The sequence below is a fragment of the Halomonas qinghailakensis genome, assembly GCF_025820815.1.
Taxonomy (GTDB): Bacteria; Pseudomonadota; Gammaproteobacteria; order Pseudomonadales; family Halomonadaceae; genus Vreelandella; species Vreelandella qaidamensis.
In genome coordinates this window covers 2,998,712-3,011,221 of the sequence record NZ_CP096973.1, presented here as the reverse complement: position 1 = coordinate 3,011,221, position 12,510 = coordinate 2,998,712, and the positions used below count along the sequence as shown (strand labels likewise).

At 50.7% G+C, this 12,510-nt stretch carries 9 protein-coding genes, 1 tRNA gene and 1 pseudogene; 6 read left to right on the top strand and 5 right to left on the bottom strand.

Features of this window, described 5'->3' with window-relative positions:
- Positions 1 to 171: 171 nt before the first annotated feature.
- Both M0220_RS13795 and M0220_RS13790 read right to left on the bottom strand, forming a co-directional pair.
- A pseudogene (locus tag M0220_RS13795) lies at positions 172 to 1,421 on the bottom strand (IS1182 family transposase); the annotation flags it as partial.
- A 426-nt stretch (positions 1,422 to 1,847) separates the two neighbouring features.
- Positions 1,848 to 2,126, bottom strand: coding sequence for a S24/S26 family peptidase (locus M0220_RS13790; RefSeq protein WP_264017962.1), 279 nt, complete (start codon positions 2,124 to 2,126; stop codon positions 1,848 to 1,850).
- Between the two features lie 455 nt (positions 2,127 to 2,581).
- Here M0220_RS13790 and M0220_RS13785 point away from each other — a divergent pair, with 455 nt between their 5' ends.
- Together M0220_RS13785 and M0220_RS13780 are read left to right on the top strand one after the other, a co-directional pair.
- Positions 2,582 to 2,794 carry a helix-turn-helix transcriptional regulator gene (locus tag M0220_RS13785; RefSeq protein ID WP_264017961.1) on the top strand — a complete coding sequence of 71 codons (213 nt, stop codon included), beginning with the start codon at positions 2,582 to 2,584 and terminating at the stop codon, positions 2,792 to 2,794.
- A gap of 228 nt (positions 2,795 to 3,022) precedes the next feature.
- Positions 3,023 to 3,250, top strand: coding sequence for a YdhR family protein (locus M0220_RS13780; protein ID WP_264017960.1), 228 nt, complete (start codon positions 3,023 to 3,025; stop codon positions 3,248 to 3,250).
- Between the two features lie 202 nt (positions 3,251 to 3,452).
- On the opposite strand, the gene M0220_RS13775 is transcribed toward M0220_RS13780, so the two are convergent.
- The 3 genes from M0220_RS13775 to M0220_RS13765 all read right to left on the bottom strand — a co-directional run bounded on the left by M0220_RS13775 (position 3,453) and on the right by M0220_RS13765 (position 6,608).
- Positions 3,453 to 3,529 (bottom strand) — tRNA-Arg (locus M0220_RS13775).
- A 51-nt stretch (positions 3,530 to 3,580) separates the two neighbouring features.
- Entirely contained in the window at positions 3,581 to 4,528 is a 948-nt protein-coding gene (locus tag M0220_RS13770) for an AEC family transporter (RefSeq protein ID WP_264017959.1), read from the bottom strand.
- A gap of 97 nt (positions 4,529 to 4,625) precedes the next feature.
- Positions 4,626 to 6,608 carry a sensor domain-containing diguanylate cyclase gene (locus M0220_RS13765; protein WP_264017958.1) on the bottom strand — a complete coding sequence of 661 codons (1,983 nt, stop codon included), beginning with the start codon at positions 6,606 to 6,608 and terminating at the stop codon, positions 4,626 to 4,628.
- A gap of 489 nt (positions 6,609 to 7,097) precedes the next feature.
- On the opposite strand from M0220_RS13765, the gene M0220_RS13760 reads away from it, so the two are divergent.
- The 4 genes from M0220_RS13760 to M0220_RS13745 all read left to right on the top strand — a co-directional run bounded on the left by M0220_RS13760 (position 7,098) and on the right by M0220_RS13745 (position 12,509).
- Positions 7,098 to 8,270, top strand: a complete 1,173-nt coding sequence (locus M0220_RS13760; protein ID WP_264017957.1) for an RNA-guided endonuclease InsQ/TnpB family protein — start codon at positions 7,098 to 7,100, stop codon at positions 8,268 to 8,270.
- Between the two features lie 150 nt (positions 8,271 to 8,420).
- The gene (locus M0220_RS13755) at positions 8,421 to 10,469 is read left to right on the top strand and encodes a capsular polysaccharide biosynthesis protein (protein ID WP_264017956.1); all 2,049 of its coding nucleotides are present in this window, start codon (positions 8,421 to 8,423) and stop codon (positions 10,467 to 10,469) included.
- A gap of 1 nt (position 10,470) precedes the next feature.
- Positions 10,471 to 11,706 carry a capsule biosynthesis protein gene (locus M0220_RS13750; protein WP_264017955.1) on the top strand — a complete coding sequence of 412 codons (1,236 nt, stop codon included), beginning with the start codon at positions 10,471 to 10,473 and terminating at the stop codon, positions 11,704 to 11,706.
- Positions 11,703 to 12,509: an SDR family NAD(P)-dependent oxidoreductase gene (locus M0220_RS13745; protein ID WP_264017954.1), complete on the top strand. Its 807-nt coding sequence runs from the start codon at positions 11,703 to 11,705 to the stop codon at positions 12,507 to 12,509. Before M0220_RS13750 ends, M0220_RS13745 begins: the two co-directional genes overlap by 4 nt.
- Position 12,510 lies beyond the last annotated feature (1 nt).

Genomic DNA, 12,510 nt, shown 5'->3' with positions numbered 1-12,510 from the left:
TACGCCGACGCATTTTTTGCTAGAAACTTCAGATACCCAACACATTATTTTCCTGCGTCAAACATTTTCATGCTTATTTTTCTAATTCTGTCTACTAGCTTAAAACTACAGTAAACCTAATTAATCGAATTAATACAAAAAAAGCTCAGAAGGGCGAATCACTTGCATAGCGGCTTCAAGCACACTTTCATGCTCCCAACGCTTGATTCGCCTCTGCATGCCAGTCGTGCATTTCTCTCTGATGGAGCAGCTTGCACATGCTGAACTCCAGTAAGCATGCAGCTTCATCCCTTTCTCTATCGTTTCTAAGCGCCATATGAGCCGCTGACCAGCAGGACAGGAATATTCATTACTTTCAGGCAAGTACCGGAATGCGGCTCTTGGGAAAAAGCCCTTTGCCTGGTTTGGAGATGTCATCGGCTTCGGCAGGTAGGTCGTTATCCCTTCTTTATGGTAGGCGAGAATTTCTTTCCCCTTGAAGTAGCCTCTGTCAGCTACGACCTTCAGCTCCTTGATGCCAGTGGCTTCACGAGCTTACTTCGCCATATTGAAGAGCTGTCCCCGATCATGCCCGACGTTGGTCACCTCATGGGCCACAATTAGATGGTGCTGGCTATCAACAGCTGTCTGCACGTTGTAGCCTACTGTCCCGGTGCCTCTGCCACTAGTTGCCATCGCCCTGGCATCTGGATCTGGATCTGGATCTGGATCTGGATCTGGATCTGGATCTGTCAAAGATACTTGCTGATCGGGAGATTGTAGCCGCTGTTCCTCAACTGATTGTAATCGTGCCGTTTCTTCCCTTAGCTTTATAATTGTCTCCTTTAGGTGTTTCGTCTTGGCCTCGGCCAGGACGGGCTCAGTGTGACCGGCTGTATCTAGCTGACTGAGGTACCGGTTAAAGCTTTCTTCGATTTGCTCAAGGCGACGCTTCATCTTGGTCGCTGTGAAATTGTGATTACGGTTGTTGACCGCTTTGAACTTACTGCCATCAATGGCCACGATGGCTTGGAAGAACAGCTCCAGTCGCCGGCAAAGCACGATGAACTCTCGACACACACGGCGGATGGCATTGCCATTGTCCTTTCTGAAGTCTGCAATCATCTTGAAATCCGGTGTCAGACGCTCTGTGTCAGCCACATCAGCTCGACATTGCGCTGCGTCTCGCGTTCTAGGCGGCGACTCGACTGGATGCGATTAAGGTAGCTGTAAATATAGAGCTTCAGGAGTACAGCGGGATGATAGGCGGACCTACCTGTTGCATGCGGATCGGCGCCCTTGAAATAAAACTCTTTGAGATCGAGACCTTCTACGAATGCCTCTATGGCACGGCCAGGGTTATCGTCTGCGATGAAGTCGTCCAAAAGCGCAGGGAATAACGTACTTTGATTTCGGGCCTCGCCTACCACGAATCGCTTCATCACTATTTCCTCAGCGAACCTAGTCAAAGTATAGCGACCATCACGTTTTCACACAGCCTCAGTCGATATCGGCCATTAGCGGGTTGCTATATTTATCTGCGAAACCAGCTCATACACCCGCATAGGTTCTTCCCTGATACACTTCCAATTACGCGTAACCGCACACCGAAGCGTCGAGCGATGCCCCAGATCGGCAGATGCTTGAGCAGCGCGTGCGTAGCAGGACTATCCGCTGTTAATAGGCACACGCTTTGGTCTCTATAGGTGGAATATTTCTTGGCGACGTAGTTTACCAACTTGGCCAACACCCGAGTCAGTGTCCCCCACCGAGACAGAAATACCCGTCCACTATCTGATGGAAACGCGTAGCTGGCGACCATGATCTTCGAGGGTATCAAGATCGAATCCCTGAAAGCCCACAAAGCTTTAGTAAATCGAGTAAACTTCAGCATGGGGGGAGAATCTGGCTAGCACTTCCGTCACCTGGTGGAACATATCGCCATATAGCGCGCAGTTGCGCGACAGTAGGATCAGCCGCTTGACGGCCAAGTCTCTATCTACGGCAATCACGATCACCCGGCTTCCATTCACCACCAGCAGATCACCATGGTGAATTTTACCACCGATCATGGAGTTGCCAGAAGTAGGTCGCAGCAGAATGCCTGACCGCATTCGGCAGATCGAGATCATTATCCAGGTGGTCATCTTTCGAGCTGGGAAACCAGCACGCACCGCGCTGGATAATAGCGACAACGGGCACGATGGATGTCCCAGTTCGGCACGGCCGATCAAAGAAACAGGCAACAACATGGAATGGTTAGCTCAAAGACTAATTGCACATACATCATAAGTGGACGGGATGTAAGGGTAAGCAGCTTTACTGAACAACCCTTGTTAGTTTTATCGACATCCGTCTTAGAGTCAGATACTGAAAAACTTTGCGACAGTGTTAGATTGATTGTAGTGGATTGAAAAGCGCACTACACAAAACGCGCACCACCAAACGTCGCATCGTTGCCCCGCTTAAAAGCACCAGCGCAAATTAAACATTAAGATACTTAAAGATTCTTTTATTTACATTTTAAAGGGGCAAATAGTCAGAATCCCCACCTTATTCCTCCTGTTAGCTAATTTTCATATCAGCCAAGTGAGGATGAGTGATGGACAAGAACGAAACTCAACGCCCACAGCTGCTGCGCAGGAAAATTGTTTTAGAGCGCTGCGGCATGAGCACGTCAACGTTGTACCGGCTCATGGATCAACAACGATTCCCGCCACCAGTTCGGATTGGAGGACGAGCCGTTGCATGGGTAGAGAGTGAAATCAACGAGTGGATTGAAGCTCGGATTAAGGAGCGAGATAACGCCGCATGAAACCATGAGACCAAGCACGCCTGTTCACATTAACAGGCGTGCCTAAGTTTTTTCAGGTTATCTGAGCTTAAATGAACTCGGAAGATAGCTCCTGCATATAAGGCTAAAAGCACAATTAAACTAAGGGTGAAAACTTCTATTCTTCACCGTCAATACTTTGTTACAAGAGGCAGTATACCCGTCATATTACAGGATCATTTTTCCTTTGATGGTCCTTACGGTAACGAAATGACCAAAGCTATGATTACCCCGGCAGAAAGTATCAATCATGAACCAGGCTTAATTTGGAAAATCTGGACAGAGAATGCTGATCAACAGCTGGCAGGCAGGATATACCTAGCAGGCTCACGGGCTAATGCCGAAGCCAATTGCGAGATGCATACCGCACGACTGGAAGTGACCGGCATCAATGTTATAACCCTGTACACAAACACCACCTTATCAGCAATCAACTAAGGGCTTACTGACTGTAAACCTTCTGAGTAAAGTAGCTTCTCGCAACCTATCATCATAGGCTGCTGGTGCGCCGGGCATAGCTGACTGACGAGGTACCAGTAAGCCATCCCAATGCTTGCAAATCTAGGGGAACCACTAGGGGAACCGGAGGCAAAAACGGAGAATTTACAGAAAAGCACTGAGGCTAACACATTGATTTTACTGGCGTCCCTGGCAGGAGTCGAACCTGCGACCTGCCGCTTAGGAGGCGGCTGCTCTATCCTACTGAGCTACAGGGACTTATGGGGCGCGTAGTATAGCGTGTTGGTAAGAGCCAGCCAACCGCAGTGTTTAAATCCAGCCTAAAAGGCGCAGCACAAAGATACCGGCGGTGACGGTTATGCTGGCCATTAAGGTGGTGATAGCGATGATATTAGCGGCCAGTGCTACGTTGCCATTCATTGCTTTTACCATGACAAAGCTCGCGGAGGCGGTTGGGCTGGCGAAGAATAAGAATAACAGCCCTAATTGTGCCCCAGAGAAGCCGAGCATCCATGCCGCTAGCGTGGCAAGTAACGGTAGCACAATCATTTTCATGCTACTGGCGCTTAACGCTGTTTGGCTGCCGCTGCGCATAGTAGTCACCGACAGCGTCGCGCCTACACAGATCAATGCTAGCGGTAAGGTTAACGAGGCGAAGTAATCCCCTGAGGTAACTAACCAGCGGGGAAGCGAAATCGAAAATGCCGTAAACGGTAGCGCAGCAAGTACAGAGATAATCAGGGGATTAGTAACGATATGCTTTAACAGGCTACGCCAGTCTGTTGATTGGCCGGGCTGATAAGCCGCCAACGCCACTACCGAAAGGACGTTATACATCATAATAACCACACCAAGCAGGAGACTGCCGGTCGAAAGTCCGTAATTACCATACATCCCTGCGGCCAGTGCCAACCCAACAATACCGCAGTTACCACGGAACGCACCCTGCACATAAATACCGCGGTCGGCCTTAGGCACGCGATAGCTAGCCCACACCCAGCTAATAAAGAACTGGCCAAGCGTGGCGGCGGCAAAAAACAGTAATAGAGGCACGTCTAAGGCAACGCTTAGGTCTGCTTTGATGAGACTTAAAAAAATGAGCGTGGGCAGCGTTGCTTTAAAAACCAGTGCTGACGCGGTGGAAACAAACCCGCTGTCAATCCACTTTAGACGCTTCAGACCAATGCCTACAAACACCATGGCAAACACAGGCAGCGTGATATCTAGCGTGCGAGAAAAAATATCAAGTAGGCTCACAAAAGCACTCTCAATCGAATAAGCAGATGCTTATATTCTACCGTCACCCAAGATTTGTCGACCGGCTGCGGCTCACACTAACGAGGATTTATGTGCTTTACTCAAAAAGTGTCATTGGGTCTTGTGCCTTTGGCAGTTTAACCACGACACTGTCACGCCCTTCGCCTTTGGCGTCGTAACTGGCAGCATCTGCACGGGAAAGAGCCGCGTCTACGGTGGTATCGGTCTCGTCGAAGCAGGTGACCCCGATACTTAGCGTCACCGTATACTCTTTGCCCTCATGAACAACGGATACCTCGCTGACTGCCTGACGTAACGATTCAGCGATACGTTCTGCCTGGCCTAGGGTACAGCTAGGCAGCAACACACCGAACTCATCGCCCCCTTGACGCGCCACGTGGTCACTACGACGAACTTCCCACGCGACTACCTGGGCGATACGGCGTAGCATTTCATCACCTAACGCGTGCCCGCCTTCGTCGTTAATCGGTTTGAAATGATCTAGATCAAACAGCAGCAGTGCCGAGGGCGTGCTGGTTTTCTGGAAATCAGCAAAGGCTTCTTCAAGGCGGCGCTCAAAACCTCGCCGATTAAGCAAACCGGTCAAGGGGTCGTGCTCGGCTTCCCAACGTTGTAGCGCTTCTTGCTCACGGCGTTCGGTAATATCTTTCACTACACCTACTAAACCAAGCGAATGTCCGCCCTGGGTAAGCATGACCACACGGGCATGGATATCTAGCCATAGCATCTCTTTGTCGCTGCGAATAAAGCGCAGTTGGCGCGTGTAGTCATTGCCGGTTTTTAAGCTATGCATCCACATATCTTTCGCGCCGGAACGATCATCAATGTGAATCTGTTCAAGCCACGCTTCCATCGGCATATTAGCTTCAATACCCAACACGTCTAACAACGCAGGGTTCATATAGGTGATGTTGCCACCAAAATCAGCGACAAACATGCCTTGAGGCGATGCATTTAATACAGAATCTAAAAATGCTTCCCGTTCTTGAAGATGACCAACAAGCTGCTGTCGCTCTCCCTCAACGCGATTAAAGGTAGTGGCTACTTGCTCAAGTTCTTGCATATTCGTTTCAAGATCAACGTAAGCACGACGCCCAAGCCCTACATCACCAATCTGCGCCTCTAGCTTATTAAGGGGTGCTAATATACGCGCAAGTAGCCACCATAAACCGGGCATCATTAATAGTGCGATGACGACCCAAATCCATCCCAGCTTGTGTATAAAGCCAGACAGCGGCAGTTGAGCTTGCTCTGTGGGCAAATAGAGCCCTACTACCCAGCTAGCAGGCCATACTTGTGAATATGACTGCAGACCCATACGGCCATCCAACAGCCTACCCACGCCATCGCCTTGCCAGCCGTCCAGCGCTAAATCAAGCAAAGGGCTCGCTTTAGAGTCAAAGTCTGCGTTATTGATTAAGGATCGATCGGGGTGATAAAGCACCTTACCGGTGGCGGTAACAACAGCGGCATACCCTTTGCTACCTAATCGGATAGTGGCCAAGCGATTAAACAACCCACTGCTGTCTAAACTGACCACCCCTCCTATAAACCCCGTGAACTGACCGGCGTTATCAAAACGGGGAACGCTAATTAACACCATTGGTATATCACTGGCACGGCCAACAAACGGCTCACTGACATAGGGCCTGCGTGTGCCCTTTAGCGTTTTAAAATATTCAAGTTCTTTGGTTTCAAGCCCTGCACGCCCCTGCACAACAGGCCAATCTGATAAAATCCGGCCCTGTGTATCGCTGATAACAATGGCATCAAACCATGCCAGCAACGCATCGTTTCTACCTAACTGATGGCTTACCCATTGCTCATTATTGGATACGCCAATAACGTCACTAAGCCTATCCAGGGCCTGAAATCGATGTTCAACTTGTTGAGTAATTTCATCTGCAATTAGGTTAGCTTCGTAGCGTAGATGGGCCATATTGGTTTCTTGAACCATGGTTTTCCCCACCTGCCACGCCATCCCCAGCACCAGAGCCGCTAGTAACAGCAGCGCACAAGAAAGCCCCAGCAGTAGCCGGCTTTTCAATGAACCAAGCATCAAAAGCTTGCTTGGATTAAATTTACTGGACATGCGTTTCATAAAGCCCTATTCCAGAAAAACAAGCTTTATGAACGTAACGCGTGAATATCAATTTTATCAACATCTTCCATGTGCCCCCTCGTCTACTATTACTTTTATATCCATCGTTTTTGAAAAAGTAGACACTTGACACGCCAGTTACCTGTTTTCTGCTAACACTCACTAACTTTTTACCCAGTAAGTCAGCCCTAATTATTTTACGAACCACCAATTTATCAAAAAATTGGACAATATGCGCGCAACCTTGCCTGAACCTAGCCAATGCCTAATTGTGACATTAAGTAACAGAAACCTCTATTAGCGTAATACAATTTTAGCAAAACTCCGCGTAAACCCTCGCACAGTCGGGCGGGGATATAAGCGGGCAGCGCGATAGCGCTGCAGGGTTTGATCTTTGCCCTTCGCCACTTATAATGGATAGATATACAGCTTTAATAACCCCATACCATGCTGAAAGCCACGAAAGTACGTCTCTACCCGACCCCTGAACAGGCAGCGTTCTTGAACGCCCAGTTCGGCGCGGTGCGGTTTGTGTACAACAAGGCATTGCATATCATCAGAACACAGTACAAACGGCATGGCACCAAGCTCCGCGCCAAAAAAGATCTCAAGCCGCTGCTAGCGGTGGCGAAGAAGTCCCGCAAGTATCACTGGCTCAAGGATTTTGACTCGATTGCGCTGCAGCAAGCGTGCATTAACCTGGATCGGGCCTTCCAGAACTTCTTTAACCCCCAGTTAAAAGCCCGTTACCCCAGGTTCAAGCGCAAGCACGGCAAACAATCGAGCTATCACTGCACCGGCATCAAGCTCGGTGAAGGCGAGATCAAGATACCAAAACTCACGTCTATCAAGGCGCGCCTTCACCGTGAGATCACCGGTACGCTGAAAAGCATCACCTTAACCCGCACCACCACCGGCAAATACTACGCCTCGGTGCTGGTCGATGACGGAGAGGAAGCCCCGGCACCGCTGCAAACAGTGGACGCCGTGCTGGGTGTGGACATGGGGCTGATACACCTCGCCATCGACTCGGAGGGTCATAAAACCCCCAATCCCCGCTTTCTCAAGCGTGCGCGCACCAACCTGCGCCGCAAGCAGAAAGCGCTCTCCCGCTGCCAGAAAGGCAGCAAGGGCCGTGCGAAAGCACGGCTAACCCTTGCCAAGGCGCACGAGCGCCTGGCCAATGCCCGTGCTGATTTCCAGCACAAGCTGTCTCGACAATTCATTGACGACAACCAAGCGGTGGTGGTTGAGACGCTGAAAGTCAAAAACATGCTGAAAAACCGCAAGCTGGCAAAACATATTGCAGATGCCAGTTGGCACAGCCTGATCCAAAAGCTGGTGTACAAGGCAGCAGCCCAAGGCAAGCATCTGGTCAAAATCGATCAGTGGTTTGCCAGCTCCAAAACCTGCGCTGGCTGCGGCCACAAGGTCGATAAAATGCCGCTCAGCATTCGTGCCTGGGATTGCCCCGGTTGTGGTGCGCAAGGCATTGACCGTGACATCAACGCCGCGATCAACATTCGTCATCAGGGTATTATCAAACTACGAGCCGAAGGACTGTCGGTTCCTGCCCACGGAGGCCTGCGTAAGCCCGGTCACGCGCCGGCAGCGGCCTGAGAAGTGGGAAGCCTCGCCCGTGGCGCACCAGCGCTTAGGGCGGGGAGCAGTCACACCTAATTGATAAGCTCAACCTTTTCACGTATGTTCGCCGCTTTAAGTCTTTGCGCTGATATCGCGCTTGTTTTCAACATGGTTGCGGCTCTTCACATGGCAAAGCTTATAGCAGGCTATACATCTCCCGGTATTTCTAAGATCTCTGCCCTTGCTTCTTTTTTACCTGAATACACGCGTTTTGCACGCCTTGGGCGGCTGAGCGCTAAGCCCCATGCGGTTATTGGCTGGGGGCTTAAACCTACTAGTAAGCGCGCCCGAGAGTATGCCCGCCGCCATCGTCTGGCGTATATCGCTCTAGAGGATGGGTTTCTTCGTTCTTTAGGGTTAGGTGTTGAAGGCTACCAGCCCCATAGCATGGTCGTTGATCACACCGGTATTTATTACGATGCCTCGCGACCCAGCGATTTAGAAAATTGGCTAAATAACGCTACCTTTACAATAGAAGAGTGTGCTCAAGCATCGCGCTGCATTGAACAACTGTCACGCTATCGCTTGTCAAAATACAACCACGCGCCAGACCACCCCGTGCCCCTTGCTAAACACGCTAGCGCTTTTGAAACGTCTAATGTGTTAGTGGTTGACCAAACGGCTGGCGATGCGTCTATCCATCACGGCGGAGCCAACGCAGATAGCTTCCAGCGGATGTTAGCAAGCGCGTTAACTAACCACCCTACCGCTAACATTTTAGTCAAAGTACACCCAGACGTCATTGCAGGCAAAAAACAGGGCCATTTAGCACACGTTCAGCAGCACCCCCGTTGCCACATTATTAGCGACGACATTAACCCTTGGGCACTATTTGACTGTGTCGATACTGTTTATGTGGTCACCAGCCAGCTGGGCTTTGAAGCATTAATGGCAGGCAAGCGTGTCTACTGTTTTGGCCTTCCCTTCTATGCAGGCTGGGGATTAACCGTTGATCAACTTAGCTGCTCACGACGAAGGGTAAAACGCTCGCTCGAAGAGGTCTTTGCCGCCGCATACCTACGCTATACCCGCTACGCCAATCCTTACACGGGCGCTCCATCAACGCTGGAAGAAACCATCGCCTTAATTGCTGATCAGAAACGCCAGCAAGAACGTTTGCGCGGTGAGTGGTTAGCTTGTGGTTTTTCTTCCTGGAAAAGGCGCTTCATTGGTGATTTTCTTGGCCCAGCGGCAAAGGTGCATTATCAAAAAGAGCTACCCACCGCTGAGGAACAGCCGTTAGAAAAAACAAAGGTGCTGGTGTGGTCTAGCCGTATTAACGACGATTTTAAGAGCCGCCACCCTCACCACATGGCTACGCTATGGCGAATGGAAGACGGCTTTATCCGTTCTGTAGGCTTGGGGGTAGACCTTGCTCAACCCCTCTCCTTGGTGATTGACCGTTATGGCATTTACTACGATCCCAGTCAGCCTAGCGAGCTTGAAACCCTGCTCAACAATGCTGATTTTAGCGATGATTTGCTAACCCGTGCGGCCCAGTTACGTAAACGATTAGTCGCTTTAAAACTATCTAAATACAATGTGCCAGGCAAAGAGACCATTGACCTACCCACCAACACACACACTATTTTGGTGCCTGGGCAGGTAGAAAGCGATGCATCGATTGCAACTGGTTCACCAGAAATATGTACGAATAGCGCGCTGTTAACCGCTGTTCGTGAAGCGAACCCTAATGCCTTTATTGTTTACAAGGCCCATCCAGACGTGTTGACAGGTGCTCGTATTGGAGCACTCGATACCAACGCCAAACGCCTGTATGATCTTGACGCTAGCCATATCGATATCACCACGCTATTAGCACGCGTTGATGCTGTGCATACCATGAGTTCGCTCACCGGCTTTGAAGCACTGCTTCGTCAACGCCAGGTATACACCTATGGCCTGCCATTTTACGCTGGCTGGGGGCTCACCCAGGATGCCATGCACTGCCCACGACGCAACCGAGGGCTATCGCTAGATGCATTGGTAGCAGGAACACTGCTTCTGTACCCAAACTACGTCGACCCTAGTTCTCGACAGCTATGTAATGCAGAAACAGTGGTCAGCCTGTTGGAACAGGCTAAATCACAATACGTTTTAACAAAAAAACATAGGCTTACATGGAAGCAGCGACTGTATCGCTGTTATCGTAACTTATTTATTGGAAGTCATTAAGTTGAAGCAAAAGCGTGCATTCTTATTTTTACAAGGCGTCTGCTCGCCCTTTTATCAACGCCTGGCTCGTCGGCTTACCGACGATGGACACCGCGTGGTAAAGGTTAACTTCAACGCTGGCGATATGGCTTACTGGCAACGCACCCACAGCCAGAACCATCTATTTCGGGGGCCTTTAAGTGAGCTACCGGCCTATATCCAATCACTGTGGCAACGCTATCAGATCACTGATCAAGTGCTGTTCGGTGACCGCCGCCCAATTCACCGCCCAGCGGTTGACCTAGCGCCAGCAGCCGGTATTCGCACGCATGTGTTTGAAGAGGGGTACTTTCGCCCTTTTTGGATCACGCTTGAACGCGATGGCGTTAATGGCCACTCCTTGCTGCCCCGCGATCCACAGTGGTTTTATGAAACAGGTAAAGCGCTGCCAAAGCTGCCCGCCCCTGTTCGCTTTCGCTCATCGTTTAAAATCCGCGCCGCTCATGATGTGTGCTACCACTTAGCCGGCCTTGCCAACCCCTTGGTGGCACCCCACTACCGTAATCACGCGCCAATTACAGCACCGGTAGAGTATGCGGGCTACGTTAAGCGCTTTACGCTACTAAGACAGTGGAAAAAACGCGATGCAGAGCGTATCGAGCAGCTGATAGAGGGCAAAAGGCCTTATTTTATGCTGCCCCTACAGCTCAACACGGATGCGCAGATTCGTGATCACTCCCCTTACGCCAATATGGAAGAAGTGATGACTCACGTTATGGGGTCGTTTGCCTTACATGCCCCTAGCGATGCCCTGCTGTGTATCAAAAACCACCCGCTAGACATGGGGCTGGTTAATTACCCAAGTATTATTCAAAAGCTTGAAGAGTTTTACGGCCTTCAGGGGCGTATCGTTTATCTGGAATCAGGCAACCTCAACCCACTGCTTAAGCACGCTACGGGGACGGTCACAGTGAATAGTACCGTGGGTATTGTGTCACTGGAAAAACAGTGCCCCACCTTTGCGCTTAGCGACCCTATCTATCGTTTAACGGGCCTAACTTATGAAGGTTCTCTCGATGAGTTTTGGCACCAGCCGCCACCGCCCAGTCAGGCGCTATTTGGCTATTTCCGCAATACGGTAATGCACACTGCACAGGTAAATGGTGGCTTTTATTGTCAGCCCAGTATCGATTTAGCCGTGAATAACGCCGCCCATATATTGGAAGCCTGCCCTTCACCGCTGGAGAAGTTACTTTGAGCGTGGGTCAAGTAACACTACCCGTTACGGGCAAATCACGCTGCGTGCTGATTACCGGGGCTACCGGCGCTATAGGTGGAGCGCTAGCACAGGCTTACGCAACCCCAACAACGCATTTAGTGCTGCATGGGCGCAATCAATCGTCGCTTGAAACGCTGGCAACGGCTTGTCGTGAAAAGGGAGCAAGCGTGTCGCTGTCATCTGCTCACCTGACCGACGATAGCGAACTCACCGCTTGGCTAGATAGCGTATGTGCCCAACACGTACCCGATATCGTGATCGCCAATGCGGGTATTAATACACATCCCCACGATAACGCACTAGAGCCATGGGATGAGGTTCAAGCGCTACTGGATATTAACTTAAAAGCTCCCATTGCAATGGCCCAGCGCCTAGTGCCTGCCATGCAAGCACGAGGCAGCGGCCAGCTGGTCTTTATTAGCTCTCTAGCTGGCTGGCACGGCTTGCCAACAACGCCCAGCTACAGCGCCAGCAAAGCAGGCATTAAAGCGTATGGCGAAGGGCTTAGAGGGCTGCTCGCCCCCCATGGCATTGGCGTTACTGTGGTCATGCCTGGCTACGTCACTTCCCCCATGTGCAATGCCATGCCCGGCCCGAAGCCGTGGGAATGGCCGCCAGAGCGTGCGGCCAATGCCATACAACGTGGCGTTGCTGCGAACCGCGCCCGTATCAGCTTTCCTTTTCCGTTGAATTTCGGCACTTGGTGGCTGGCCGTTTTACCTGCGGGACTTTCTCAATGGCTGATCAAACGCTTTGGTTTTCATCATTCCGGGGGCGTGTAGC